This is a genomic window from Pseudomonadota bacterium, from assembly GCA_013285445.1.
Classification (GTDB): domain Bacteria; phylum Pseudomonadota; class Gammaproteobacteria; order Xanthomonadales; family Wenzhouxiangellaceae; genus Wenzhouxiangella.
The window spans coordinates 1,803,327-1,827,915 of sequence record CP053448.1; the positions used below are offsets into that span (position 1 = coordinate 1,803,327).

24 protein-coding genes, 2 tRNA genes and 1 pseudogene are annotated in these 24,589 nt (G+C 65.4%); 17 read left to right on the forward strand and 10 right to left on the reverse strand.

Annotated features, from left to right (window positions below):
* The first annotated feature begins 10 nt into the window (after nucleotides 1-10).
* From aceA to clpA, 4 genes are all read left to right on the forward strand, one after another.
* Entirely contained in the window at nucleotides 11-1,306 is a 1,296-nt protein-coding gene (gene aceA / locus HND55_08185; protein ID QKK02623.1) for an isocitrate lyase, read from the forward strand.
* A 153-nt stretch (nucleotides 1,307-1,459) separates the two neighbouring features.
* The gene (locus tag HND55_08190; protein QKK02624.1) at nucleotides 1,460-2,065 is read left to right on the forward strand and encodes a hypothetical protein; all 606 of its coding nucleotides are present in this window, start codon (nucleotides 1,460-1,462) and stop codon (nucleotides 2,063-2,065) included.
* A 73-nt stretch (nucleotides 2,066-2,138) separates the two neighbouring features.
* Nucleotides 2,139-2,474, forward strand: coding sequence for an ATP-dependent Clp protease adapter ClpS (gene clpS / locus HND55_08195; protein ID QKK02625.1), 336 nt, complete (start codon nucleotides 2,139-2,141; stop codon nucleotides 2,472-2,474).
* An 81-nt stretch (nucleotides 2,475-2,555) separates the two neighbouring features.
* Nucleotides 2,556-4,832: an ATP-dependent Clp protease ATP-binding subunit ClpA gene (gene clpA / locus HND55_08200; GenBank protein ID QKK02626.1), complete on the forward strand. Its 2,277-nt coding sequence runs from the start codon at nucleotides 2,556-2,558 to the stop codon at nucleotides 4,830-4,832.
* A gap of 15 nt (nucleotides 4,833-4,847) precedes the next feature.
* On the opposite strand, the gene infA is transcribed toward clpA, so the two are convergent.
* On the reverse strand, nucleotides 4,848-5,066 hold the full coding sequence (gene infA / locus HND55_08205; protein QKK02627.1) for a translation initiation factor IF-1: 219 nt from the start codon (nucleotides 5,064-5,066) through the stop codon (nucleotides 4,848-4,850).
* Nucleotides 5,067-5,227: 161 nt separating this feature from the next.
* Here infA and HND55_08210 point away from each other — a divergent pair.
* From HND55_08210 to HND55_08220, 3 genes are all read left to right on the forward strand, one after another.
* Nucleotides 5,228-5,303: transfer RNA gene (locus HND55_08210), tRNA-Gly, on the forward strand.
* Nucleotides 5,304-5,399: 96 nt separating this feature from the next.
* Nucleotides 5,400-5,473: transfer RNA gene (locus HND55_08215), tRNA-Cys, on the forward strand.
* Nucleotides 5,474-5,602: 129 nt separating this feature from the next.
* A complete protein-coding gene (locus HND55_08220) occupies nucleotides 5,603-6,424 on the forward strand; it encodes a methylated-DNA--[protein]-cysteine S-methyltransferase (GenBank protein QKK02628.1) in 822 nt (273 codons plus the stop codon).
* Here HND55_08220 and HND55_08225 read toward each other — a convergent pair.
* Complete coding sequence (locus tag HND55_08225; GenBank protein QKK02629.1) at nucleotides 6,421-6,627, reverse strand: hypothetical protein; 207 nt, start codon at nucleotides 6,625-6,627, stop codon at nucleotides 6,421-6,423. The genes HND55_08220 and HND55_08225 overlap by 4 nt on opposite strands.
* Before the next feature lie 87 nt (nucleotides 6,628-6,714).
* Here HND55_08225 and HND55_08230 point away from each other — a divergent pair, with 87 nt between their 5' ends.
* Genes HND55_08230 through HND55_08240 form a run of 3 tightly spaced genes read left to right on the forward strand, consistent with a single transcriptional unit; the run spans nucleotide 6,715 to nucleotide 8,690 of the window.
* Complete coding sequence (locus HND55_08230) at nucleotides 6,715-7,620, forward strand: polyphosphate kinase 2 family protein (protein ID QKK02630.1); 906 nt, start codon at nucleotides 6,715-6,717, stop codon at nucleotides 7,618-7,620.
* A gap of 31 nt (nucleotides 7,621-7,651) precedes the next feature.
* Nucleotides 7,652-7,948 carry a hypothetical protein gene (locus HND55_08235; GenBank protein ID QKK02631.1) on the forward strand — a complete coding sequence of 99 codons (297 nt, stop codon included), beginning with the start codon at nucleotides 7,652-7,654 and terminating at the stop codon, nucleotides 7,946-7,948.
* Between the two features lie 7 nt (nucleotides 7,949-7,955).
* Nucleotides 7,956-8,690: an SGNH/GDSL hydrolase family protein gene (locus HND55_08240; protein QKK02632.1), complete on the forward strand. Its 735-nt coding sequence runs from the start codon at nucleotides 7,956-7,958 to the stop codon at nucleotides 8,688-8,690.
* 27 nt (nucleotides 8,691-8,717) lie between these two features.
* Here the strand turns inward: HND55_08240 and HND55_08245 are convergent, their stop codons facing one another.
* The 7 genes and pseudogenes from HND55_08245 to HND55_08275 all read right to left on the reverse strand — a co-directional run bounded on the left by HND55_08245 (nucleotide 8,718) and on the right by HND55_08275 (nucleotide 16,690).
* Nucleotides 8,718-9,488, reverse strand: a complete 771-nt coding sequence (locus HND55_08245; GenBank protein QKK02633.1) for a hypothetical protein — start codon at nucleotides 9,486-9,488, stop codon at nucleotides 8,718-8,720.
* 34 nt (nucleotides 9,489-9,522) lie between these two features.
* Nucleotides 9,523-10,779 (reverse strand): ArgE/DapE family deacylase, encoded by a 1,257-nt coding sequence (locus HND55_08250; GenBank protein ID QKK02634.1) that lies wholly within the window; start codon nucleotides 10,777-10,779, stop codon nucleotides 9,523-9,525.
* A gap of 45 nt (nucleotides 10,780-10,824) precedes the next feature.
* Nucleotides 10,825-13,028 (reverse strand): annotated as a pseudogene (locus HND55_08255) (copper-translocating P-type ATPase).
* Nucleotides 13,029-13,182: 154 nt separating this feature from the next.
* On the reverse strand, nucleotides 13,183-13,461 hold the full coding sequence (locus HND55_08260) for a metal-sensitive transcriptional regulator (protein QKK02635.1): 279 nt from the start codon (nucleotides 13,459-13,461) through the stop codon (nucleotides 13,183-13,185).
* 136 nt (nucleotides 13,462-13,597) lie between these two features.
* A complete protein-coding gene (locus tag HND55_08265) occupies nucleotides 13,598-15,040 on the reverse strand; it encodes a hypothetical protein (protein ID QKK02636.1) in 1,443 nt (480 codons plus the stop codon).
* Nucleotides 15,030-15,755 (reverse strand): glycerophosphodiester phosphodiesterase, encoded by a 726-nt coding sequence (locus HND55_08270; GenBank protein QKK02637.1) that lies wholly within the window; start codon nucleotides 15,753-15,755, stop codon nucleotides 15,030-15,032. Before HND55_08270 ends, HND55_08265 begins: the two co-directional genes overlap by 11 nt.
* Before the next feature lie 2 nt (nucleotides 15,756-15,757).
* Nucleotides 15,758-16,690 carry a hypothetical protein gene (locus HND55_08275; protein ID QKK02638.1) on the reverse strand — a complete coding sequence of 311 codons (933 nt, stop codon included), beginning with the start codon at nucleotides 16,688-16,690 and terminating at the stop codon, nucleotides 15,758-15,760.
* A gap of 78 nt (nucleotides 16,691-16,768) precedes the next feature.
* Between HND55_08275 and HND55_08280 the strand changes: the two genes are divergently transcribed.
* Nucleotides 16,769-17,647 (forward strand): alpha/beta hydrolase, encoded by an 879-nt coding sequence (locus HND55_08280; GenBank protein ID QKK02639.1) that lies wholly within the window; start codon nucleotides 16,769-16,771, stop codon nucleotides 17,645-17,647.
* 19 nt (nucleotides 17,648-17,666) lie between these two features.
* On the opposite strand, the gene HND55_08285 is transcribed toward HND55_08280, so the two are convergent.
* Nucleotides 17,667-18,968, reverse strand: coding sequence for a DEAD/DEAH box helicase (locus HND55_08285; protein QKK02640.1), 1,302 nt, complete (start codon nucleotides 18,966-18,968; stop codon nucleotides 17,667-17,669).
* Between the two features lie 485 nt (nucleotides 18,969-19,453).
* On the opposite strand from HND55_08285, the gene HND55_08290 reads away from it, so the two are divergent.
* From HND55_08290 to HND55_08315, 6 genes are read left to right on the forward strand one after another with little or no spacing between them, the layout of a single operon-like run.
* Nucleotides 19,454-20,239 carry a DUF3450 family protein gene (locus HND55_08290; protein ID QKK02641.1) on the forward strand — a complete coding sequence of 262 codons (786 nt, stop codon included), beginning with the start codon at nucleotides 19,454-19,456 and terminating at the stop codon, nucleotides 20,237-20,239.
* Nucleotides 20,236-21,678 carry a flagellar motor protein MotA gene (locus HND55_08295; GenBank protein QKK02642.1) on the forward strand — a complete coding sequence of 481 codons (1,443 nt, stop codon included), beginning with the start codon at nucleotides 20,236-20,238 and terminating at the stop codon, nucleotides 21,676-21,678. The genes HND55_08290 and HND55_08295 overlap by 4 nt, the downstream gene beginning before the upstream one ends.
* Complete coding sequence (locus HND55_08300) at nucleotides 21,678-22,286, forward strand: MotA/TolQ/ExbB proton channel family protein (protein QKK02643.1); 609 nt, start codon at nucleotides 21,678-21,680, stop codon at nucleotides 22,284-22,286. Before HND55_08295 ends, HND55_08300 begins: the two co-directional genes overlap by 1 nt.
* On the forward strand, nucleotides 22,283-22,693 hold the full coding sequence (locus tag HND55_08305) for a biopolymer transporter ExbD (GenBank protein ID QKK02644.1): 411 nt from the start codon (nucleotides 22,283-22,285) through the stop codon (nucleotides 22,691-22,693). Before HND55_08300 ends, HND55_08305 begins: the two co-directional genes overlap by 4 nt.
* Before the next feature lie 39 nt (nucleotides 22,694-22,732).
* Nucleotides 22,733-23,365: an energy transducer TonB gene (locus HND55_08310; protein QKK02645.1), complete on the forward strand. Its 633-nt coding sequence runs from the start codon at nucleotides 22,733-22,735 to the stop codon at nucleotides 23,363-23,365.
* 25 nt (nucleotides 23,366-23,390) lie between these two features.
* Nucleotides 23,391-24,566 (forward strand): tetratricopeptide repeat protein, encoded by a 1,176-nt coding sequence (locus HND55_08315; protein QKK02646.1) that lies wholly within the window; start codon nucleotides 23,391-23,393, stop codon nucleotides 24,564-24,566.
* The last annotated feature ends 23 nt before the right edge of the window (nucleotides 24,567-24,589 follow it).

The following is a 24,589-nucleotide window of genomic DNA, read 5'->3' on the forward strand; positions in this document are numbered from 1 at the left end:
AGCTGACAGCATGAATACTGACGTGACGCCGATTATCCAGATGGAGAGCGAATGGCTGGAGAGCCCGCGCTGGAAAGGGGTCGAACGCCCCTACGATGCCGCCGAGGTGCTGCGCCTGCGCGGCAGCGTCACCATCGAGCATACGCTGGCCCGGATGGGGGCCGAAAAGCTCTGGCGGCTGCTGGGCGAAGAGGACTTCGTCAACGCGCTGGGTGCCCTGACCGGCAACCAGGCCATGCAGCAGGTGCGTGCGGGTCTGAAGGCGATTTATCTGTCGGGCTGGCAGGTGGCGGCCGACGCCAATATCGCCGGCCAGATGTATCCGGACCAGTCGCTCTACCCGGCCAATTCGGTTCCGTCGGTGGTGCGGCGCATCAACAACACCTTTCTGCGGGCCGACCAGATCCAGTCGGCCGAGGGCAGCGGCGAGATCGACTGGTTCGCGCCGATCGTGGCCGACGCCGAGGCCGGCTTCGGCGGCGTCCTCAACGCGCATGAACTGATGAAAGACATGATTGACGCCGGCGCGGCTGGTGTCCACTTCGAAGACCAGCTCGCATCGGCCAAGAAGTGCGGTCACATGGGCGGCAAGGTGCTGGTGCCGACGCGCGAGGCGGTGCAGAAACTGATCGCGGCACGCCTGGCTGCCGATATCTGCAATGTACCGACGATCATCGTGGCCCGCACCGATGCGATGGGCGCGGGGCTTCTAACCTCCGATATTGATGAGGCTGACCGGTCCTTCCTGACCGGTGAGCGCACTGCCGAGGGTTTTTTCCACACCCGCGCCGGGATGGATCAGGCCATTGCCCGCGGTCTGGCCTATGCGCCTTACGCCGACCTGCTGTGGTGTGAAACCTCGACCCCCGATCTGGGTGAGGCCAGGCGCTTTGCCGAGGCCGTTCGCTCAGCCTATCCGGACAAGCTGCTTGCCTACAACTGCTCACCGAGTTTCAACTGGAGAAAGAACCTCTCCGACACCGAAATTGCAGGCTTCCAGCGCGAGCTGGGTGCCATGGGCTACAAGTTCCAGTTCATTACCCTGGCCGGCTTTCACGCCCTCAATCATTCGATGTTCCAGCTTGCACGCGGCTACAAGGAGCGCCAGATGTCGGCTTACGTCGAGCTGCAGCAGGACGAATTCGCGGCCGAGCCGCAAGGCTATACCGCCACCCGCCACCAGCGCGAGGTTGGTACCGGCTACTTCGACCAGCTGACCCAGGCCATCAGCGGCGGAGATTCCTCGCTCGGCGCGCTTGCCGGGTCGACCGAAGAGGATCAGTTCGACCGGGCCAGGAGCGCCTGACCGGTTGCCGGTCACCCCGGCGCCCGTTGCAAAGCGCGTCGACGCGGCGCTATGATCGGCCGATGGACGGCCACGATTCCCGCGGCTGCAGGCGCTCGGCCAGGTCGGCAGGTCGGGATTTGCCGACTGTCGCCGACGGTGAGGAAAGCGATCATGCTGGAGATGTCTGCAGTCACAACTGCCCGGACGGCGCGGGTCGCAGCCCCGCTGTTGCTGTCCTTGTCGTTGATGACAGGGCTGGTCCTGGCTGACACCGTGATCATCGAGGGCTCGGACACTTCGGAGGCCAGCGAATCCCGCGCATCAGCAACGGCCCGGCAGGGTATTCAGGGGGTTGACAACGACGGTGATGGCTTTGATGCCACAGTCGATTGCAACGACAATGCCCCTGATATCAACCCCGTTGCCACGGACATACCGGGCGATGATATCGATCAGAATTGCACGGATACGCTGGTCTGCTATGACGACGGTGACATGGACGGCTACGGCACCACGACCTCCGGCGAGAGCTCGTTTACGGCCACCGGAGGCGCGGCCGATCTGCCCGGCGCCTGCGGCTCGGCGACTGCTGATCTCTGGGATGATGACTCTTCCGACTGTCACGATCAGGATCCGGCCATGAATCCGGGCGCGGACGAGGTCTGCGACGGGCAGGACAACGACTGCGACGGTGCGATCGACGAGGCCGACAACGAGCTTCCGGAGGGGGCGTGTGCGGTTGTTTTTTCCGACCGGTTCGAGTTTTTGCCCTTCTGACCGGCCGATGCTTGAAAACCGTTGACGGCTGCCGCAGTATGATGACCTGTCAGGTCAGATACTGCGGCACCCGATGAGCGACAGAGAAAAGCACGCTGGCGGTATCACCGGCGACGGGCTGGCGCTTCAGGAAGCGCGGCCGAAGGTTCGCAAACCGCCGCTTTACAAGGTCGTGATACTCAACGATGACTACACGCCGATGGAGTTCGTCGTCCAGGTGCTCATGCGTTTTTTCGCCCTGTCGCATGACAAGGCGACCAGCATCATGCTGCACGTCCATACCCGCGGCCGGGGCGTTGCCGGTGTTTACACCTACGAAATTGCCGAAACCAAGGCCGTTCAGGTCAACGGTTTTGCGCGCGAGCACGACCATCCGCTCCAGTGTACGCTTGAGGAAACCGATCAGTGACTCCGGCCAGGAATCATTGGCCAGCAAATCGGTCTCAGTGGCTGGGACCATCGCTTAACCGTCAAGTCGAAGGGCGTCGCCATGTTCAGCAAGGAACTTGAACTCTCGATCTCGCAGGCCTATCACATGGCGCGCAGCAAGCGTCATGAGCTCCTGACGGTCGAACATCTGCTGCTGGCGCTGCTCGACAACGACTCGGCGCGAGAGGTGCTGACTGCCTGCGGGGTGGACATGGAACGGCTCGGTCTGGAGCTTGGTCAGGTGCTCGACGAGTCCGTGCCGGTGCTCTCGGAGGGCGACCAGCGCGACACACAGCCGACCATTGGCTTCCAGCGCGTACTTCAGCGCGCCCTCTATCACGTGCAGTCGGCCGAACGCAAGGAAGTGCTGGGCGCCAACGTGCTGGTCGCGATTTTCAGCGAAAAGGACTCCCATGCCGTCTACCTGCTCGGCAAACAGGATGTCGCCCGGATCGATGTGGTCAACTACATTTCCCACGGCGTTTCCAAGGCCAGCGAGCCCGGCGCCAAGCCGGCGGTCGAGGAGGAGGGCCAGGTCGGTGATGCCAGCGGCGAAGACGACAAGTCAGCACTCGCCGCTTACGCAACCAACCTCAATGAGCGTGCACGAGGTGACCAGATCGATCCGCTGATCGGACGCGCCCTGGAAGTGGAGCGAACCATTCAGATCCTGTGTCGCCGACGCAAGAACAACCCGCTCTACGTCGGCGAATCCGGGGTTGGCAAGACGGCATTGGCCGAAGGCCTGGCGCTGCGAATCGTGCGCGAGGAGGTGCCCGGTGTGCTGGCCGACGCCGAAATCTGGGCGCTCGATCTGGGTGCCCTGCTGGCCGGGACCAAGTATCGCGGGGATTTTGAAAAACGCCTCAAGGCCGTGCTGGCCGAACTCAAGAGTCGCGAAAAGGCCGTGTTGTTCATTGACGAGATTCATACCATCATCGGTGCCGGTGCTGCCTCCGGCGGGGTCATGGATGCCTCCAACCTGATCAAGCCGGTGCTGGCCAACGGTGACCTGCGCTGTATCGGTTCGACCACATTTGAGGAGTACCGCGGCGTGTTCGAGAAGGATCGGGCACTGGCGCGGCGCTTCCAGAAAATCGATATTGTCGAGCCCTCGGTCGGCGAGACCATCGAGATTCTCAATGGCCTCAAGCACCGCTTCGAGGAACACCACGGCGTGACGTACACCAGCGAGGCGCTCGAGGCCGCAGCCACGCTGTCGGCGCGGCACATCAATGACCGCCATCTGCCAGACAAGGCGATCGATGTCATCGACGAGGCTGGCGCCCGCGAGCGGCTCAAGCCAGCCGAAGACCGGGTTAGGCAGATTGACGTCAACGAGATTGAGGAAATCGTGGCGCGGATGGCGCGTATCCCGCCGCGTCAGGTCTCGCGTTCCGATCGTGACGCGCTCAAGACTCTCGAGCGCGACCTTCAAATGGTGGTGTTCGGCCAGGACGAAGCGATTCGCACCCTGGCCTCAGCCATCAAGATGTCACGCTCCGGGCTGGCCGAGGTAGAGCGGCCGATCGGCAGCTTCCTGTTTGCCGGGCCGACCGGTGTGGGCAAGACCGAAGTGACGCGCCAGCTGGCGCTGACCCTGGGCATCGAGCTGGTGCGTTTCGATATGTCCGAATACATGGAAGCACACTCGGTCTCGCGTCTGGTCGGCGCGCCGCCGGGATACGTCGGCTTCGACCGTGGCGGCCTGCTGACCGAGGCCGTCACCCAGACGCCGCATGCGGTGCTCTTGCTCGACGAGATCGAAAAGGCTCACCCGGACGTCTACAACCTGCTGCTGCAGATCATGGACCACGGCAAGCTGACCGACGCGAACGGGCGCGGCGCCGATTTCCGCAACGTCATTGTGGTCATGACAACCAATGCCGGCGCTGAACTGGTCAGTCGGCGCGGCATCGGTTTCACGCCCGCCGATCATTCCAGCGACGGCATGGAGGCCATTCGAAAGCAGTTCACCCCGGAATTCCGAAACCGTTTGGATGCCATCATCCAGTTCCATTCGCTGGCGCTGAATGTGGTGATGCAGGTCGTCGACAAGTTCCTGATGGAAATGGAGAATCAGCTGGCCGACAAGGGTGTGCATATCGAGGTGTGCGCTGACGCACGGGAATGGCTGGCCGAGCATGGCTTCGACGAAAAGATGGGAGCAAGGCCGATGAAGCGGGTCATCCAGGAGCACATCAAGCGGCCCCTGGCCGACGAGCTGCTGTTCGGCGCGCTTGCCGATGGTGGCGAGGTAGAAGTCCGTCTAAGGGATGACGGTAGCGGTCTGGATTTGACCTGTCGCGGGCGCAGCGTCGAACCGGTGGCAGACTGACCGCCTGCGCGGCGACTATTTCATGCGGTAGGTGATGCGTCCCTTGCTCAGGTCGTAAGGCGTCATTTCGACCTTGACCCGATCCCCGGTCAGAATCCGGATGTAGTGCTTGCGCATGCGCCCGGAGATATGGGCGGTAATGACATGCCCGTTGTCGAGTTCGACACGGAACATGGTGTTGGGCAGGGTCTCGAGCACCTTGCCCTCCATCTCGATATGTTCATCCTTGGCCATAGGCTGTTCTCGCAGTTGAAAAACCGCGTTATTGTGACAGCTTTCGCGCCAGACGCAAGTACGCTCACCCTTTCCGAGCCAGCCAGACGCCAAATCGTGCAAAAATCCTGCGCTCTGGCCCTTGACAGACGGAACCGGGCGCTTACAATTGTCGGTCTTTTGCGGGAATAGCTCAGTTGGTAGAGCACAACCTTGCCAAGGTTGGGGTCGCGAGTTCGAGTCTCGTTTCCCGCTCCAGATTCCAGAAGGCCCGGATCGACCGGGCCTTCTGCGTTGTAGCCGGCCATCAGCCTTCCGGGCCTGCTTTCGGTTACAATCCCAGACGTGCTGACCGGCTAGGTGGCAGAGTGGTTATGCAGCGGCCTGCAAAGCCGTGTACCTCGGTTCGATTCCGGGCCTAGCCTCCAGTTTTCCCTCAACTCAAGCCTCTGTTCGTCTCCCGCGCACATTTGACGGGCATGTCGGCAGGATTCGGGTTGAACAGCGCCGGCGATCGGCGCAGTCTAGCGGTAAGCTGAGCAGCGGGTGCTGTCGCCATGAACGACTACCAGCGCATCGAGCGCGCCATCGCCTACCTTGATCATCATTTTCGCGAACAGCCATCCGTGACCGAGGTTGCGGCCCATGTCGGGCTGTCCTCTTCGCGTTTCCATCGGTTGTTTCGGCGGTGGGCTGGTGTGACACCGCACCGGTTCCTGGCCAGCGTGACCGCAGCCCATGCACGCCGCTTGCTCGAAAAGTCGGTGCCCGTGGTCGAAACGGCCCTGGCATCCGGGCTGTCCGGCCCCGGGCGTTTGCATGACCTGATCGTCGGCGCCGAAGCGGTCACGCCGGGCGCGATCCAGCGGCGTGGCGAAGCCCTGTGCTTTGTATATGGCGTCCACGAAACGCCGTTCGGCAGCGCCCTGCTGGTCGAATCACGCCGTGGGATCAGCGGTCTGTCGTTTGTCGACGAAGGCGTTGAATTGCTGCTGGCGGATTTCCGTGCCCGCTGGCCGCGCGCCGAGCTGGTTTGCGATCCGGCGCGGACCGCGCCGACCATGGCGCGCATCGTTGACAGTCTGCGCATCGGACCGGATGGGCTGCGCTTGGCGGTCGCTGGCACCAATTTTCAGCTGCAGGTCTGGTCGGCCCTGCTGCGGCTGCCCCCGGCTACGGCCGTGAGCTACGGGCGCATCGCTGCCCATATCGGCCGTCCCGATGCCGTGCGTGCGGTGGGTTCGGCGGTCGGGGCCAATCCGGTTCCGCTGCTCATCCCCTGTCACCGCGTGCTGCGCAGCAGCGGTGCGTTCGGCGGCTACAGCGGCGGCATCTGGCGCAAGCGTGCCATCCTCGCATGGGAACAGGGCGTCCCCTAGCCCTCCTGGTCTTCCAGCGCTTCGCGGGTCCGCTCCAGGCCTTTCTGGAGCTGGTCTTCGACCTGGCGTGCCTTCTCGGTGGCTTCCTCGTATTCCTTCAGAACATGGTCGGCGGTTTCTTCCGCGTTCGGCGCCTGGTCCGGCCCGCTGCATGCAGTGGCCAGCGGCAGCAGCAAGAATAGGCAATAATGTGTTTTCATCATCAGCGGGATCCTCATTCGTCCGGCCAGTATAGCGAACGGCTGACGGTTTTCGCGAGCAGGTGCACGGTCTGTTGATTGGAGTCTGGCATGAGTGACAACGCATCAGGTTTGCATGACGACTGGAGCGCCGCCTATCGTGTGCCGGTCGATGGGCGCTTTGTGATTGACCGGTTTGCAGCCGAGCCTCCGCCGGGCATCCCCGGCAGGAAAGCCATGAAAAAGGCCTTGAACCGGCAGGTGCGCCGTCTCCACGACCTGCAGCGTCTGCTCTACGCTGATGGCCGCAAGGCCGTGCTGGCCGTGTTTCAGGGGCTCGATGCGGCCGGCAAGGACAGCACGATTCGCCACGTGTTTTCCGGCGTCAATCCGGCCGGATTCCGGGTGACTTCCTTCGGTCCGCCTGGCGGTCGCGAATGCGGGCATGACTTTCTCTGGCGCTGTGCTCGGGCGCTGCCCGAGCGCGGCAGAATCGGCATCTTCAACCGCTCGCATTACGAAGAGGTGCTGGTGGTTCGCGTTCATCCCCGGCACCTGGCCGGGCAGGGCCTATCGACAACACCCGACGAGTCGTTCTGGCTCGCGCGGTTCGAGTCGATCCGGGCCTGGGAGCAGCACCTGGCACGAAACGGAACGGTGATCGTCAAGTTCTGGCTCAACGTTTCCATGGCCGAACAGGCCAGACGATTTCAGCGGCGTATCGAACGGCAGGACAAGCAGTGGAAGTTCCGGCTCGGTGACCTCGAGACCCGGGAGCGACGTACCGAGTATCTGCAGGCCTACGAGGCGCTGCTGCGCGAGACCTCGACCGATCAGGCCCCATGGTTTGCGATCCCGGCCGATTCCAAGCCCTACATGCGCCTGGCCGTCGCGCGCATCATGGTCGAGACGCTCGAACGAATGCCGATCACCTTCCCCGCAGTCACGCCCGAGCAGATCGCAGACATGGCCACTGCCAGCCAGCGCCTGGCTCAGCGCGGGGACGGGCCATCATGAACCCTTTCAGACCGCAGGACACCTTGGCCCGATGATGACCGGCCGCAATCATCGCCGGTCGCCAAGTGCCGGCGAGCGATGGTATCGCCTCGATCTGGGAGACGCGATGCTGGCCGACACCACGCTGGCGCAGATTCGTCGTCGGGTGCTCAGCGAACACTTGGATGCAAGCCGGCCGGCTGCCTACATCCGGCATGTCTCCGGGGCACTGCATTGCCGGGTTGAACTGCTGTTCGCACCGCACGCGCGGGACGTGGCCAAAGCGCTGGGAGCGCACCCCTGTGCAGCGCCACCACAAACCGGCCTGGAACCGCTGGTCGGCGGCTGAGCTTGGGATGGGCATTCGACCCGGTCTGGCCGGTGTCGCGGCCGGCGCCATCCTGGCCCCGGTGCTGCTGGGCCAAGGGCTGTACGTGCGACGCGTTACGCCGAGGCTGCCCGAACCGGCCGGTTCCCGCTGTGGTCGAGTCGGAAGCGGGCCGCTACTCAAGTTGCTGATCATTGGCGATTCGGCTGCCGCCGGAGTGGGAGTCAACGATCAGCGACAGGCTCTGGCCGGCCGCCTGGCTGTGGCCCTGTCGAATCACTTCGAATTGCACTGGCGCCTGATCGCGCGAACGGGCGTGACGACGCGCGACGCGCTGGCGACCGTTCAGGCATCAGCACCCGAGTCCTTTGACGTGGTGGTCACCTCACTCGGGGTCAACGACGTCATCAGCCGACTGAACCTGTCCTCCTGGCGCCATGAGCAGCGCCGGCTGCGCGAACAGTTGCGCTCCCGGTTCGGGATCAGACAGCTGATCGTCACCGGTCTGCCGCCGATGGGCTGGTTCCCGGCATTGCCGCAGCCGCTGCGCTGGTATCTCGGGCAGCGCGCGGGCTGGCTCGATCGCATGCTTCGGGAAGACCTGGCGCAAGAGCCCGATGCCGAGTTCCTGTCGGTTGCGTTTGGCCCGGAAAAGACGCTGATGGCCAGCGACGGGTTTCATCCCGGAGCGGCGGCCTACCGGCAATGGGCGGAGGCCGTGGCCGAGCTGATTGTCGCTCGTCATGGAACGGCAGCGGCATGATCCCGCTGCGTCGGTGTGCGGGCGTCGTTACTGCAGCCAGCCGATTTCTCGCGCCGTTTGCCGCCCGATCTGGCACTGTTGCAGACTTTGAGCCTGTTGCGCCATATCCGGTTTGACCGGTATTCGACCCGCCATGATTTCAGCGACTGGCTGCGGAAAGCGTGGTGTCCTGCCGGGCTGCGCGTAACCTTCCGGGAATTTCGGCAGCCCGGTCGCAGAGTTATAGAGGTCCCGGGCGTTGACGGTGTGCAGCAACTCGTGGGCCAGGATGACCTGGTTGAGGTCCTGGGCGTTTTCACCGGTTGACTGGCTGATCAGCCCCAGTCGGGGACTGGACATGCCGATGGAATGCAGATCCAGGCCTTGGCCGTTCTGCGCGCTGTAGCGCGCGACGATGACGATGTCCGGGTTCAGTTCGCGGATGTCCAGCTGCCAGTACCACCAGCGAAGGTTCACTGCCCACTTCAGTTTCCGCCAGTAGCCTCCGCGGCTCGGCGGCAAGGGAGGCGCCCGCTGGAGCACCGGGCCCTTGCGGATAACGAAGGGCGGATCGAGCGGCAGCCGGTGGCGACCGGCCTGCCTGGCCAGCCAGTATTCGACTGGATCATAGTGGGCACTGTTGAGCGATTCGAGCCAGCGTCGCACCTCGGTCGATCCATCGGCATTGTACGGGTAGACGCCAACAATCAGAGTTTCGGACCAATCCGGACGCTGGTCCCGCTCCCAGAAGGCGAGGATCACCAGCGGGAAAAGCAGCAGCAGCAAAAGCAGCACGCGAAGCTGTTTGGCACGTGTCATCGTGGCTCAGGGCAGTAGTGGAAAGCGGAGGCGATCAACGGACCATACCGCAGAAACGCAGGATGGCCAATGCCAGGCTACGGGTGGTGGTCAGAAGTTCTTCGATCGGCACGAATTCGTCGGGTGCGTGTGCAACCCTGACATTGCCGGGGCCGAACAGGACCGTCGGCGTGCGAGCATGGTGAACCAGCAGGTGCATATCAGCCCCGTAGGGCATGCCGCGGATAACGGCGGCCCGATCGGTCACTTCGGTCAATCCTTTTGCCAGCGCACGGACCAGCGTGTGGTCGACATCAATGGCGGCAGGCAGGTAGCGTGCACCCCACCACTCGATATGCGGTGGGTTTCGTTCCAGCCAGGGATCGCCCATTCCAGCCCCGCGCAGGGCCGCTTCCAGCTCAAGCTGGGCCGTTTCGGGGTCTTCGCCGATGGCCAGGCCGTAGCGTCCTTCCAGCACCAGCGCTTCGGCTACCGTTGAAGCCCAGATGCCGGCCCGCGCCTTGCCGATGCAAATGGCAAAGGGCACGGCATAATCGGCGAACAATGGATGCGCCAGGCGCCGGTTGCGCTCGGCCTCCAGCGCCGCGAGCGCGCTGTAAATCCGGGGGAAGTGTCCGAGTGGGTCGACCCCTTCAATGCGCAGCGCGCCGTGGGCCGCCTGTCCGGGAATGACGATCCGGAAGCTCAGCGCGCCGGCCTGGGCCGGCGCGATCATCAACTCGGTCGGCTCCATCACGATCGCCGCATCACCGCGATGCCCCCGTACGATCGTCGCCAGGGTCCCGAGGCCGCCGTCTTCCTCGCCGACAACGGACTGAATCTGCACTTGCCCGCGCAGCCGAACGCCGGCTGCAGCGATGGCCTTCACGGCAGCCATGGCGCAGCACAAGCCGCCTTTCATGTCGGCTGATCCGCGGCCATAGACGCGGCCGTCGCGAACCGTGCCGACAAAAGGCGGCATGGTCCAGCGGTCCAGCTCACCGGCCGGGACGACGTCGACGTGGCCGTTGAGGACCAGTCGCGGGCCCTGGGCGCTGCCGAACATGGCAACCAGCCCGAGGGCACGCTCGCGCTGGATCTCCACACCCCAGGCGGGATGCTGTTGCATCCTGGGCAGGTCGATCTCCCAGAGATCGACGTCCATACCCATGCCGGTCAGGCGTTCGGCCATGTCCAGCTGAATGTCGATCTCTTGTCCGTTGCTCGAGTCAAGGGCGATCAGCTCGCTCAGGCTGCGGAGCAGCGCCGCTTCATCGATCGCGTCAATTACGGCCTGTTCGATCGGGCTCATTCGGCATCCTTCGACGGCGCCTTGCGGCGAACCGCGTTCCTGCGGTCAGATCTGTTTGCCATTGAGCCGCAGCGCATTGCCGATCACCGACACCGAACTGAAGCTCATGGCCGCCGCTGCGATCATCGGGCTGAGCAGCAGGCCGAAGAAGGGGTAGAGCACCCCGGCGGCGACGGGTACGCCCAGGCTGTTGTAGACAAAGGCGAAGAACAGGTTCTGCCTGATGTTGGCCAGGGTCGCCCGCGACAGCCGGCGCGCGCGCACGATGCCGTTGAGATCGCCCTTGACCAGGGTGACGCCGGCCGACTCCATCGCCACGTCGGTGCCGGTGCCCATGGAAATGCCGACCTGCGCCTGCGCCAGGGCCGGGGCGTCGTTGATGCCGTCGCCGGCCATCGCCACGGTGCGTCCGGCCTCCTGCAGCGCCTTGACCTTCTCGGCCTTGTCCTTTGGCGCGACATCGGCAAAGACCTGGTCGATGCCCAGTTCCTTCGCCACGGCTTTCGCCGTCGTCTCGCTGTCGCCGGTGACCATCACGATCTCCAGGCCTTCGGCGTGCAGCGCCTTGATTGCATCGGGCGTGCTCTCCTTGATCGGATCGGCCACGCCGATCAGGCCGGCGGCCTTGCCGTCGACGGCGGCGAACATCGCCGTCTGGCCCTTGCCGCGCAGCTTCTCGGCGGTGTCGATCAGCGCTTCGACGTTGACCTCGAGCGCTTCCATCAGCTTGCGATTGCCCAGGGCGACCTGCTTGTCGCCGACCCGGCCGTGAACACCCTGGCCCGTGACGGACTCGAAATCCGATACGTCGGTCAGCTCGAGATCGCGGGCCTTCGCGCCTTCGACAATGGATTCGGCCAGCGGATGCTCGCTGGCGCGCTCGAGCGAGGCGACGGCGGCCAGCAGCTCGTTCTCGTCCACGCCCTCGGCCGCCTCGATGGATGCAAGCTTCGGTTGACCTTCGGTGAGCGTGCCGGTCTTGTCGACGATCAGGGTGTCGACCTCGCGCAAGTGTTCGATCGCCTCGGCGTTGCGGAACAGTACGCCCATGCCCGCACCGCTTGGCCGGTGGCGACCATGATCGACATCGGCGTGGCCAGGCCCAGCGCGCAGGGGCAGGCGATGATCAGCACGGCCACGGCGTTGACCGTGGCGTAGGCCAGGCGCGGCTCCGGGCCAAACGTCAGCCAGACGAAAAATGCGACCACGGCCGAAGCCACGACCGCCGGCACGAAGTACTTTGCCACCACGTCGGCCAGGTTCTGGATCGGCGCGCGCGAGCGCTGCGCCTCGGCCACCATCCGCACGATCTGCGACAGCACGGTGTCGTTGCCGACCTGTCTGGCCTCGATCACCAGCGTGCCGGAGTCGTTGACCGTCGCACCGATGACCTTCTCGCCCGATGATTTCTCGACCTTGACCGGCTCGCCGGTAATCATCGATTCGTCGACGTTGGAGCGGCCGTCGACGACTTCACCGTCAACCGGAATCTTCTCGCCGGGGCGCACGCGCAGCCGGTCGCCGATCTGCACGTCCTCGAGCGGCACGTCTTCCTCGTTGCCGTCCGAGTCGATGCGCCGCGCGGTCTTCGGCGCCAGGCCGAGCAGGGCGCGGATGGCCTGGCTGGTCTTCGAGCGGGCCTTGAGTTCCAGCACCTGGCCGAGCAGTACCAGGGTGACGATCACGGCGGCGGCCTCGAAATACACGCCGACGGTGCCGTGCTCATTGACCATCGAGGCCGGGAAGATCCCCGGGGCGGCGGTGGCGACCACGCTGTAGAGGTAGGAAACCGACACGCCCAGGGCGATCAGCGTGAACATGTTGAGGTTCATCGTGCGCACCGACAGCCAGCCGCGCACGAAAAACGGCCAGCCGGCCCACAGCACGACCGGCGTGGCGAAGGCCAGCTCCAGCCAGATGCCGAGCCGGTGCGGAACCAGCTCGTCCAGGCCGGGAATGAGCATCTTGCCCATGGCCAGGAACAGCACGATGGCCGACAAGGGCACGCTCACCCAGAAGCGCCGGCTCATGTCGACCAGCTCGGGGTTGTCTTCTTCCTCGAGCGTTACGGTGCGCGGTTCCAGCGCCATGCCGCAGATGGGGCACTCACCCGGCTCGTCGCGCACCACTTCCGGATGCATGGGGCAGACGTACTCGGTCTTCGTCGACGGGCCCGACTGCGCCTTTTCCAGCGCCATGCCGCACTTGGGGCAATTGCCGGGTTCGTCGGATTCCACCCCGGCGCACATCGGGCAGTAGTAGGCCTTGTCGCCGGAGGGCTCGACGGACTCAGCGCCGCCATGGCAGCAGTGCTGGTCGCTTTCTTTCCGGTTGCCGTGGCAGTGCTCGTGTTCGCTCATCGTGGGCCTCGCGAGTTCAAGTCGGTGGTTTTCGGGGCAGGGGCTAGCGCCCGTAGCGGGTCAGCACGTCGATCAGTTCGTCGATGCGCTGATTGGGCTCTTCGGTCCGGCCCCGGGTCAGCGCGTCCTGGATGCAGTGCTGGACGTGGGTTCTGAGCACGCCGTCCTCGACCGCGCGCAGGGCGGAGCGGGCCGCGCGCAGCTGGGTGAGGATGTCGACGCAGTAGCGCCCTTCGTTGATCATCCGGGCAATGCCATCGAGCTGACCGCGGGCCCGGTTGAGGCGCTGGAGCTGGTCGTGATGCGAAGGGTGCTTGTCCATGCCGCCCATGATACCCCCGCGGGGTATATGGCACAACTAGAAACAGGGTTAGCTTGTAAATTGATTTGTATAAACAACTATTTAACGAACATACATAAAGTGATGTATTGAATGTTCCACGCGGCAACAGGGGGTATCAGCGCGGGTTTCGGACGCGACCCGGCTCGTCGTCGGGATCCTGCATGTGCAGCCGTAGCGCCTCGAGCCACGACCCGTAGCGCCGCTCGATCGCGGGGACCGTTCCGCACGGCACGGGCTCGAAGGCGGCGTCGGGCAGGGGGCGATCGGACAGCAGGGCCCCCAGCCCCATGGCCGTGCCCTCGGCCGAGCGCAGGCGCAGCAGCTCGACGTCGATCAGCCCGCCCAGCCGCGCGACCAGGAAATCGGACTGTCCCAGGCCGCCGCTGACGATGATGCGCCGCGGCGGCGCGGTCAGCCGGTTCATGGCCTCGAGGTTGGCGCGAATCAGGAAGGCGATGCTTTCGACCACGGCGGCCAGGCGCCGGTCGAAGGACAGGCTTTCCGGGTTGGCCACGCCGGCGAACGCGGCCTCGGGGCCGCCGCACCACCAGGGCGAGCCCAGCCCGTCGATGGTGTTGAGAAACAGGGCGGATGGCTCGGCCGCAGGGTCGAGGGCCGCCAGGCGCCCGGGCGTGAACCGGCTGCCGCCCTGGTCGTGCCGCGCCAGCCAGGCCAGGGCCGAGCCGGCGCCGTGGACGCTGCCCTCGAGAGCGAAACCCGCGTCGCCGCCCAGGTAGCTGAGCTGGAACCGGTCGGTGTCGATGGGTTCGGCAACCGGCCGGATCAGGAAGGCCCCCGTGCCCAGGTTGACGTAAAGGGTGTGTGGATCGGGCTGCCCGTCGATGAAGGGCAGGACGTTCTGGTCGCCGACCAGCGCCCTGAGCGGCGGGGCGCCCGGAAGGATGCCGACGGACCCGAAGTCCGCCGTGCTGCCGACGACTTCCGGCAGGATCGACTCCGGAATGTCGAAGGCGTCGAGCAGGTCCTGGTCCCAGCCACGCCTCGCGCGCGACCATAGCAGGGTACGCTGGGCGAGCGTGTGGTCGCAGCCGGGCTGAACGCTCGCGCCCAGCCGGGCGGCGAGGAAACTGCCCAGCGGGCCGGCCGCCAGCCGTCCGCGCCGTTCGGCCTGCACGACTGCCGGCAGGTGGGCTCGACACCAGGCGATCTTGGGCGCACCGGCGTAGGGCGAAAAGCGCAGGCCGGTGCGCATGCGAATGTCGGTGGTCGGCAGCGGCGGGGCCTCGTCCGCGGTGCGCCGGTCGCGCCAGGAAATCACCGGCGCCAGCGGCTCGCCGGTCCGGCGGTCCCAGCAGGCGATCGAGCCGCGCTGAACCGCCAGGCCGGCCTGGTCGATGAGCCGGCCCTCGGCCGCCTCGCAGGCGGCGCCCTCGACGGCAGCGAGCAAGTCTCCGGCCCGGTACTCGACGCGCCTGCCGGCTTCCTGCGTTTTCAGCGGCCGGCTGGCCCGGGCGAGGATCCGGTCGTCGGCATCGACGGCCAGGGCGCGCACGCTGGTCGAGCCGACATCGATGAGCAGCCGGGTCTCAGCGGCCATGCGCAACCCCCGTCACACCCGGCAGGTCGTCGACCTCGACCAGGGTCGCACCCCGCTCTCGCCAGCGCCGCGCCTCGGCAAGCGCATCGACGCCGTAGACCACCCAGCGCCAGGGTCCGGGCCAGAACGGACGCGTTTCGTCCGGTACCCGATCGGCGCGAATGAAGAGCCAGTCCGGGGCCAGCCGCTCGGCCTGTCGGTGGCTTTCGGGAGTCCAGGACCTGATCACCCAGCCGGTGAATTCGATGCCCTGCTCGCGGGCCAGGGCCGGGGCGAGGGGATCGAATGAAATCAGGACGCAGGGGCAGGGCGCCTGGCGCAGTGCCGCGGTCACGATTTCGACGGCTTGCCGGTGGCCAAAATGCTCGATGCTGTGGCGCTTGAGCTCGACGAAGGCGGTCACCCGAGGGTGCAGATCGAACAGCGCCAGGGTTTCGCCCAGGGTGGCAATGCGCGAGCGGCGATCGGGCCGGAGACGGCGCCGCCCGAGTTCGTCGAGCGTCAGTTCGGTCACGCGGCCGCCTTCGCCGGTCAGGCGCCGCAGGTTGTTGTCGTGAACGACCACGGCGTGGCGGTCGGCGGTGATCTGCACGTCGAACTCGACCTGCCGGGCGCCGGCGGCCAGCACGGCGTCGATGCCTTCAAGACTGTTTTCCGGATAGCACGCCGGCCAGCCACGGTGAGCCAGCAGCCAGTCGAGCGGATCGGGGGACATCGTCAGCTGCCGATGGGCCGGCCGAAGCGGTCGCCGAGGTAGCGGTCGAGGCCCTCGCGCAGCGTCACCGCGCCGTCGAGAAAGTCCGTGGCCAGGTCGAACAGCGGGTAGCGCCCGCGCGGCAGCAGCCTGAACTCGCGCACCCGCTGCACGGCATGCAGGCCCTCGCTGCGGATGTACTCGCCTTCCTCGTCCAGGCGGTCGTGCTCTCCGCCGGCCAGGCGGGCGCCGAGGCCGCGGTGATGCGAGGATTCGCTGGTGGCGGTGGTCGCCAGGTCACCCAGGCCGGCCGGTCCGTAGGCGGTCGCGCGCCGGCCGCCGCGGTCCTCGACGATCCGGGCGAGTTCGGCCAGCGCCTCGGCCAGCAGAAACCCGCGCATGTTGTCTCCCATTTCGAGGCTGTCGGCCGCGCCGACCATCGGCACGAACACGTTCTTGAGAATCACCGACCAGGCGGCGCCGTGCACGTCCTCGATGGGGTCCAGGTAGAGCCGGGTGCGCGCGAACAGGCCGGCAGCCTTGCGCCCCCGCTCGCTGCCGGAGGCCAGGGCGGCAAAGCCGGCGCGGCCGGACTGCAGGTCGCGCGCGATCATCGGGCCGCAGATCATGCCCCAGGCGAGGCGGTCGTCGAAAACGCCTTCGAAGACCTGGGCGGGCGTGCGGCCATCGGCATCCAGGCCCTTGGCGATCGACAGGCAGACGGCGTCCTCGGGCAGTTGCCCGGCCAGGCGCTCGGCCAGCTCGCGGTGCGGAAAGGCGGGCAGGGCGAACAGCACGACCTGGCGATCCCGGCCGGCCGTCTCGAGCGGGCAGCTTTCTTCACCGCTGTCGGGGTCGCGCTCCCAGATGACCAGGTCGTGGTCGGCGAGCAGGGTTTCGAACACCGAGCCCATGGCGCCGTGGCCGAGGATGAGTACCCGCTGTGCGTCGGTCATCGTGGGTTTTTCCTTGCAGCCAGGCCGTGGTCCACACTATATCAGCGCGCATTTCGCCCGGCACGGTATAGTGCCGCCATGAGCGGCGAGACCACCCATGCGTTCAGTCGTGCAGGCTGTGAATTGTTCTATCGCAGCTGGGGGGATGAGCGGGACAGCGCACCGCCGCTGGTCCTGCTCCACGGCCTGGCCAGCAACTCCACGCGCTGGCGGGAACTGGCGTGGGCCCTGGTCGAGCGCCGCGGCGGGCGGGTACTGGCGCCGGATCTGCGCGGCCACGGCCATTCGCCGTTCCGCGGCCGGCTCGGGCGCGTCGACTGGATCGATGACCTGATCGCCCTGCTCGAAGAGACCGGCTGCGGGAAGGCGGTGGTCGGGGGGCACTGCCTGGGCGCCAACCTGGCGCTGCGCCTTGCGCTGGAGCATCCCGAGCGAAGCGCCGGGCTGGTGCTGGTCGAACCCATGCTGCCCGACGCGCTGCGCGGCGTGATCGCCTGGCTGCGGCCGGTCCGCTGGCTGCTGCCGCTGCTGGCCCTGCCGGTCCGGGCGCTGAACGCGCTGGGCGTTCATCGCCGCACCTTGCCGGTGCTCGATCTGACCGAGCTCGACCGTGAAACCCGGCGGGCCATGGTCGAGCACGGCAGCCCGGAGGCCATGCTCAAGCGTTATGCAAGGCCCAGCGGGGACATGGCCTACATGCCGGTGGCGACCTACCTGCAGGCGCTCTACCAGGTGCTGCGCGAGGTCGGTCCGATCGAGCGCATCGACGCGCCCGCCCTGGCGCTGCTCTCGGGCGGAGCGCTGCTGGCGGACCCGGAGCGCAGCCGGCTATTGCTTGCTCGCCTGCCCGCCGCCGAGATCCGTCAGATCGACGCGCTGCACTGGATTCCCACCGAACAGCCCGAGGCCATGACCCGGGCCGTTGCGGCGTTTCTCGATCGACTCGAAGCGCGGTGAACGGCGGCCGGCGCCGGGCTCAGGCGGCCTTGCGCCTGGCCTGGCTGTTGCGCCGGCCGCGCTGCGTGCCGTTGCCCTTGCCGTTGGCCTGGGCGGGGCGACCCCGCCCGCTGCCGCCGCCGGGCCTGCCGCCGCCACCGTTGCCGCGACCACCGCGGGCAGGAGTCTTGCCGGCATCCCTAGACAGCGGTTCGGTGGGCTCATAGCCGTCGACGCCGTAGGTCGGGATTTCGGTCTTGACCAGCTTGCGGATGTCTTCGAACAGGCCGTGCTCGGAGCCGGCCACCAGCGAGACGGCCAGGCCGTCGCGCCCGGCCCGGCCGGTGCGGCCGATACGGTGCACGTAGTCTTCGGGCACGTTGGGAATGTCGTAGTTGACCACGTGCGGCAGCTGGTCGATATCCAGGCCGCGGGCGGCGATATCGGTGGCCACCAGCACGCGAACCTTGTTCTTCTTGAACTCGCTCAGGGCCTTGGTGCGCGCGCCCTGGCTCTTGTTGCCGTGGATGGCGGCGGCGGGAAGGCCATCGCTTTCGAGCTGCTTGGCCAGTCGGTTGGCGCCGTGCTTGGTGCGGGTAAATACCAGCACCTGCTGCCAGTTGTTCGAGCCGATCAGGAACGAAAGCACTTCGCGCTTCTGCTTCTGGTCGACGCGGAAGGCCTGCTGGGCGATCGCATCGACCGTCGAGTTCGGCGCAGCCGTCTCGACCCGTTCGGGATTGTTGAGGAAGTTGTGCGCCATCTGGGTAATCTCTTTCGAGAAGGTGGCGGAGAACAGCAGGGTCTGGCGCTGCTTCGGCAGGATCTTGACGATGCGGTCGATGGCCGGGCGGAAGCCCATGTCGAGCATGCGGTCGGCCTCGTCGAGCACCAGGAACTCGATCTTCGACAGGTCGACGGTGCCGCGCTGCATGTGGTCGATCAAACGACCCGGCGTGGCGACGAGCACGTCGATGCCGCGGGCGAGCTTGGTGATCTGCGGGTTGATGTTCACGCCGCCGAAGATCTCGAGCGAGCGCAGCTGGACATGGCGGCCGTAGGCGCGCAGGTTCTCGTTGACCTGGGCGGCCAGTTCGCGCGTCGGCGTCAGAATCAGGGCACGCGGCTGGCGCTGGTGGCCGGCCCGTTCGCTCAGTCGCTGCAGCAGGGGCAGGGTGAAGGCGGCGGTCTTGCCGGTGCCCGTCTGGGCGCTGGCCATGATGTCGCGGCCTGCGAGAATGACCGGAATGGCTTTGACCTGCACGGGTGTGGGCTGGGTATAGCCCTGTTCGCTGACAGCACGCAGCAGTTCGGCCTTGAGGCCGAGGGAATCGAAATTCATTTGTATTCCTTGTGTAAACCAAGGCGAAGAAAAGCCCGTCAATCGGGCGAGCTACAAATCGGGGAGAGGCCTTGGTCTACATGCTATCCGCGAGAGGGCACCGGTTGCTTCACTGCAGGTAGAGGCAGTGGCCGAGTGCGGGTGCACAGTAGCACATAATCGTGGCCAACATGCAAATTGTCTAACCGCGATCTTGGCATGTTTCACATCGGTGACGTTTCGATGCCAGCTGAGTGTCGATGCTGTGAAATCCGGTTTCGTGCACTGCGGCTGCTCCGGTCTGGAGTGCCCGTTCCCGCCTTCCCGCAATCGTCCGTGGATTCGGTGCACTGAGCCAGTCTGCGCACGGCCCTGCTGAATCACCTGTGCCACCGGGATCAACGCAGCTGAAATCTGACTGTCATGTTTGCGTCACCGAGGTGACACGAAGCCTCGCTACCTTAGCCGGCATCAGCCCAATCGACGTTTAAAAACGCGGAGCATCCATGCAAAGGCGAGTCTATCGGCCCGGTCTGTTGATCGGGTTGCTGCTGTGTCCAATGATTCTGGCGGCCCAGCCGGCAGCCGAGGGCGACAACCTGGAGGTGCTGGCCGAGGAACTCGTGCGCATTCGTGGCGAAGTAGAGTCCCTTAACAGCGAGCTTAACCGCAGGCAGGACCAGCACCGCAACGAAATGAGTTCGCTGGCGGCCCAGAAAGGCGAGCTGGAGGCGACCGCGCGCCGCGAACAGCTGCGCGTCGACCAGCTTGAAGAGGATCTGGCCCGAAACCGCGAACGCGCCGAGCAGGCGGGGATTGCCGGTGAGTCACTGGTGCCGGTCGCCCAGCAGGCCATCATGTCCCTGCGGCAGCATATCGATACGTCACTGCCGTTCAAGCCGCAAGAGCGACTGACTGCGCTGGCCGAGATCGAAACCCAGCTCGAAACCGGTTCGCTGGCGCCGCCGCGAGCCATCAATCGCCTGTGGGGATTTTACGAGGATGAGCTGCGCTTGACCCGTGAAAACGGGCTCTACAGCCAGGTGATTCGACTCGACGGTCAACAGGTGCTGGCCGATGTCGCCCGTCTGGGCACCGTGGCGATGTACTTCAAGACCCGCGACGGGCACTACGGACAGGCCGAGCGCAGCCGTGATGCGTGGCGCTTTGCCCGCCTGGATGACCGTGCCGCCATTCAGCGCATCGATGCCCTGTTTGAATCCCTGAGAAAGCAGATTCGTACCGGCTATTTCGAACTGCCCAACGGCGCCATCCGGCTGGAGTCCGAATGATGAATCGATGCACTTCACACCTCCTGATTCTGATCGGCGCAGCTGCTCTTGCCGTACCGCTGGTGGCGCAGGAAGGCGAGACTCCCGAGCCCGGAGCTGTCGCCGAGCCGGTTCCGGCACAACAGCAGGTATCGGAAGCTGCGCCCGTCGCGGAACAGGCACCGTCACTGGAGCAGGCCTATCAGCGTGAATTCGCGTTTCTGCAGGGACAAAAGCGCGATCTGGAACGGCGCCTTGCCGAGTTCGAGCAAAGCAGTGAGGCCGACCGGCAGGCGCTTGAAGCGGATATCCGCATGCTCGAGCGCCGGGTGGTCGAGCTGACCAGCCGCGGTGACCGCCTCGATGAGCAGGTGTTCGAGTCCGAGCGTTCGGTCGAGGCCGCACGCGACAATGTCAATCTGCTCGCCAACACGTTTCTCCAGGCCGAAGCGACGATCGACGGTTGGCAGGCACCCGCTCTGGAAAGCGATGAAGTGCCCCGACCGGACGACATCGCGGCGATGTTCGAAACGGCCCTGGGCGAGCTCGATCGTCGTGGCGCAGTGCGGCGTGTTGACGGTGAGTTCTTTCTGGCCGATGGCGCGCGGGTCAACGGCGAGATCATCCATGTTGGCCGCATCGCCAGTTACGGCTTCAGCGAGCGCGGTGCCGGGGCACTGGCGCCGGCCGGCGAGGGCGAGCTCAAGCTCTGGAACGAGGAATCGGCCGAAGCGGCCCGTGCCCTGGCGGCCGGGCAGTTGGTCTCTCCGCTGCCGATCTTTATCTTCGAAACGCTCAGCGCCGAAGTCGAGAAAAAGGGCGCCAAGGGGGTGTTCGAGACCATTGCCGATGGCGGCGTCATCGGCTGGATCATCTTCTTCCTGGGTCTGCTGGCGGCCGCGCTGGTCATTCTGCGCGCCGTTTTCCTGGGACGAGCCGGCGCTTCGACCGGCCGGATTCTCGACGATATCTCCGACCACGTTCGCCGCGGTGACAGGGAAGCGGCGCTTTCGGTGCTCAAGAAGCGCCAGGGGGCAACCGCCCGTGTCGTGGCCGCAGCGCTGCGCAACCTGGATCGCGACCGCGAGCATCTCGAAGACATCGTATCCGAGTCGATTCTGCACGAGAGCGGCCACCTCAACCGCTTCGGCGCTTTCATCATGGTGATCGCCGCTGTGGCGCCGCTGCTCGGCCTGCTCGGCACCGTCACCGGCATGATCTCGACCTTCGACGTGATTACCGAGTTCGGTACCGGCGATCCGAAGCTGCTCTCGGGCGGCATCTCGATCGCCCTGGTGACCACCGAGCTCGGCCTGATCGTGGCGATCCCGACGCTGCTGCTGGGCAATTTGCTGTCGAGCTGGGCCGAGCGCATCAAGGACGATATGGAAAAGGCCGCGCTGCGCGTTACCAACCAGTATGCCGAGGCGCGTCCTGTTGCAGACAAGGGCGAGGCCTGATGCTCGGCGAACTGCTCAACGATTTGCGGTTCTACTTCGAGGTGGGTGGCTATGTCATGCCGCCACTCGTCGCGGCCACGGTGGTCCTGTGGTTTGCCATCGGCTATCGCTTCGCTGCGCTCAAGCGCGGCAACATCCGTCCGGTGCGCCGGATCATCCAGAAATATCCTGATGGCTTTGGCCGTGCACCGCGCGGGGTGATCGAGAAGGCCATCGACCTGGGGCTGCAGATTGCCGGGTCGCGTCACGGCGATCTTCGGCGCCGACTTGACGATGCCTTCTGGCCGCTCGAGCGAAGCATCAACCGATTCCACAAGCTGATCATGACGATCGTGGCCGTGGCACCCCTGATGGGGCTGCTTGGCACGGTGGTGGGCATGATCGAGACCTTCGACTCGCTTGGCGACATGTCGCTGTTCGCCCAGTCCGGTGGTATTGCCGGCGGCATTTCACAGGCGCTGTTTACGACCCAGATGGGCCTGGCCGTTGCGATTCCCGGCCTGATCGTCGGCGGCATGCTCGAGAAGCGCGCCGCAGTGATCCGGCTCGAGCTGGCCCAGGTCAAGGACATTCTCTGCACACGCGTGCAGCAAGGCAGCCCGGCATGAGATATCGCGAACGAAGCGACAGCGTCCAGACCGTCGATATTTCACCGCTGATCGACATGGTCTTCATCCTTCTGATCTTTTTCATGGTCTCGACGACTTTCGTCAAGGACATGAAGCTCGATCTTGATCGGCCCAGCGCTTCAACCTCCGAGCAGGCGTCGACCAAGGCCATTCGCCTCTACATCGACAACAGCGGCGAGACCTGGCTCGATGGTCAGCCGATTCGCGTCTGGGTGATCCAGAGCAAGCTCAGGGACATGCTGCAGGGCGCTGCATCGCAATCGGTACTGGTGGTCACCGACAACAACGTTCCGGCCGGCAAGCTGGTGGAAGTGGTCGACCAGGCCCGGCGAGCGGGAGCTGCCGACGTCGGTGTGGCTACGGTTGAAGAAGCCGGAGCAGGTTGATCCATGTCATTCAATCCATTCTCACGAGGCGAACAGGGCATGACTTCAGAATTGAAAAAATGGGCGTACGGGTTGACATTCATGGTGCTGGGCTCGGTGGTGATCATCGGCACACTGCTGATGATCAATCGCCTGGCCAAGGGACCCGAAGCACAGGAATTGGCTCGGCAGACCAGCTTCCAGGTCGAGCGCAAGCCCGAGCCGCCGCCCAAGCGGGTGGTCAAGCGTGAGCGGCCAGAGCCGAAGCGCTCGCGCGATATCAATCCGCCGATGGTCAATCTCGATACCTCGCTGTCGGGCATCGACATGGGCATCCCGGGCGTGAATGCCGAGGATCTGGGCAGTCTGCGCGACGCGCTGCTGGGTGATACGCAAGACGTGGTCATGACCGACGATTCGGTCGACCAGCCGCCGCGCCCGACTCGCCAGACGCCCTTGCCCTATCCGTCCTCGGCGCGCAAGCAGGGTGTGGAGGGATATGTCGTGCTGTCGCTGCTGATCAGCGCCGCCGGTGAGATCGAGAAAGTCCAGGTACTCGAAGCCAGCCCGGCCGGCTTGTTCGAGCAGACTGCAATCGAAGGCGTCCAGAACTGGCAGTTCGAGCCGGCCCGGTACCAGGGGCGCAACGTGCGCGTCTGGGCCCGGCAGCGCATCCGCTTCGATCTTAGCTGACAAGATCCGGAACATCGACAGACCCATGCGCAGGTTCTTCCTCCCGCTGATCGTCCTGCTGGCGTCGACCGTGGCCGAAGCGCAGGATGGCCCGGCTGCGTCTGCCAACGACGAGGTTGACCGGCTGTCGCTGGCCGCGCTGCTGATCGGCGACGGCAACTACGACCGGGCGCGTGGCGTGCTTGCCGGAGTGGATCTCGACAATCCGGAACTGGACCAGGTGCGCTATCACAGCCTCGATGGTCTGGTGGCGCTGAATCTTGACGAACTGGCCCGGGCCGAAGCCGCTTTCGAGCGCGCCATCGAGGTCGGCACCGAATCCGATAGGCCACCGGCCGACGTGATCTGGCTCTATCTGGCCCAGTCCCGTTTCGGCCAGGACGATTTCGCCGGCACCATCGAGGCGCTTGACTCGGCCGAACCGGCGACCACGGAGCTGCCGTCGGTGTATCTGATGCGTGCCCAGTCCCACTGGCAGCTCGGTGAACTGGATGCGGCCTGGCAGGTGCTGTTGGGCGGCGCCGAACGCTTTCCGGATCGTGGCGGTGACTTCACCCGCCAGCAAGTGTTCCTGCTGGTCGATCAGGGGCTTTTTCAGGAAGCCGCCGACCGCGGCCAGGCGTTCATGGCCCGGGGCAAGGCGACGGTCGACGATGCCGTCGCTATCGGCAATGCCCTGCGCGAAGCCGGTGAGACCAAGCAGGCATTGCGGATTCTGGAGGCAGCACGCCTCGAGGCTCCGGACAATCTGCGCCTGGCTCGCGTTCTGGCACAAACCTGGATCGACCTTGACCAGATCCTGTCGGCCGCCGGCATTCTTCATGATGCCGCCCGCCGCGACCCATCACTGAAGGCGGAGGCCGCGGAACTCTATCGCCGGGCCGGCTGGCTGATGCAGGCCCTGACGCTCAACGCCCAGGTCATCGACCAGGCGAAGAAGCTCAAGCAGCGGCTGGCCATCTTCATTGAACTGGGTCGTTTTGATCAGGCCTCGGGCATGGAGCGCGACCTGATCCGGACCGGACTGCTCGACGACGAAGACATTCGCTATGCGCTGGCCTATGCGCTGTTCAAGACCGGCCGCTACGAGCAGGCCGAAGCGCATCTGGGCCGGCTGACCCGCAACGACCTGTTCCGCAAGGCCAGCGAATTGAGACGGGCCATGGCGCAGTGCGCCGAGGAACCGTGGCTTTGCATCTGACCATTCGAAGACTCTCGAGGAAT

Bases quoted from the DNA above. Each gene is read 5' to 3' on its own strand.
- aceA (QKK02623.1), top strand. From the start codon at position 11: ATGAATACTGACGTGACGCCGATTATCCAGATGGAGAGCGAATGGCTG.
- HND55_08190 (QKK02624.1), top strand. From the start codon at position 1,460: ATGCTGGAGATGTCTGCAGTCACAACTGCCCGGACGGCGCGGGTCGCA.
- clpS (QKK02625.1), top strand. From the start codon at position 2,139: ATGAGCGACAGAGAAAAGCACGCTGGCGGTATCACCGGCGACGGGCTG.
- clpA (QKK02626.1), top strand. From the start codon at position 2,556: ATGTTCAGCAAGGAACTTGAACTCTCGATCTCGCAGGCCTATCACATG.
- infA (QKK02627.1), bottom strand. From the start codon at position 5,066: ATGGCCAAGGATGAACATATCGAGATGGAGGGCAAGGTGCTCGAGACC.
- HND55_08220 (QKK02628.1), top strand. From the start codon at position 5,603: ATGAACGACTACCAGCGCATCGAGCGCGCCATCGCCTACCTTGATCAT.
- HND55_08225 (QKK02629.1), bottom strand. From the start codon at position 6,627: ATGATGAAAACACATTATTGCCTATTCTTGCTGCTGCCGCTGGCCACT.
- HND55_08230 (QKK02630.1), top strand. From the start codon at position 6,715: ATGAGTGACAACGCATCAGGTTTGCATGACGACTGGAGCGCCGCCTAT.
- HND55_08235 (QKK02631.1), top strand. From the start codon at position 7,652: ATGATGACCGGCCGCAATCATCGCCGGTCGCCAAGTGCCGGCGAGCGA.
- HND55_08240 (QKK02632.1), top strand. From the start codon at position 7,956: ATGGGCATTCGACCCGGTCTGGCCGGTGTCGCGGCCGGCGCCATCCTG.
- HND55_08245 (QKK02633.1), bottom strand. From the start codon at position 9,488: ATGACACGTGCCAAACAGCTTCGCGTGCTGCTTTTGCTGCTGCTGCTT.
- HND55_08250 (QKK02634.1), bottom strand. From the start codon at position 10,779: ATGAGCCCGATCGAACAGGCCGTAATTGACGCGATCGATGAAGCGGCG.
- HND55_08260 (QKK02635.1), bottom strand. From the start codon at position 13,461: ATGGACAAGCACCCTTCGCATCACGACCAGCTCCAGCGCCTCAACCGG.
- HND55_08265 (QKK02636.1), bottom strand. From the start codon at position 15,040: ATGGCCGCTGAGACCCGGCTGCTCATCGATGTCGGCTCGACCAGCGTG.
- HND55_08270 (QKK02637.1), bottom strand. From the start codon at position 15,755: ATGTCCCCCGATCCGCTCGACTGGCTGCTGGCTCACCGTGGCTGGCCG.
- HND55_08275 (QKK02638.1), bottom strand. From the start codon at position 16,690: ATGACCGACGCACAGCGGGTACTCATCCTCGGCCACGGCGCCATGGGC.
- HND55_08280 (QKK02639.1), top strand. From the start codon at position 16,769: ATGAGCGGCGAGACCACCCATGCGTTCAGTCGTGCAGGCTGTGAATTG.
- HND55_08285 (QKK02640.1), bottom strand. From the start codon at position 18,968: ATGAATTTCGATTCCCTCGGCCTCAAGGCCGAACTGCTGCGTGCTGTC.
- HND55_08290 (QKK02641.1), top strand. From the start codon at position 19,454: ATGCAAAGGCGAGTCTATCGGCCCGGTCTGTTGATCGGGTTGCTGCTG.
- HND55_08295 (QKK02642.1), top strand. From the start codon at position 20,236: ATGATGAATCGATGCACTTCACACCTCCTGATTCTGATCGGCGCAGCT.
- HND55_08300 (QKK02643.1), top strand. From the start codon at position 21,678: ATGCTCGGCGAACTGCTCAACGATTTGCGGTTCTACTTCGAGGTGGGT.
- HND55_08305 (QKK02644.1), top strand. From the start codon at position 22,283: ATGAGATATCGCGAACGAAGCGACAGCGTCCAGACCGTCGATATTTCA.
- HND55_08310 (QKK02645.1), top strand. From the start codon at position 22,733: ATGACTTCAGAATTGAAAAAATGGGCGTACGGGTTGACATTCATGGTG.
- HND55_08315 (QKK02646.1), top strand. From the start codon at position 23,391: ATGCGCAGGTTCTTCCTCCCGCTGATCGTCCTGCTGGCGTCGACCGTG.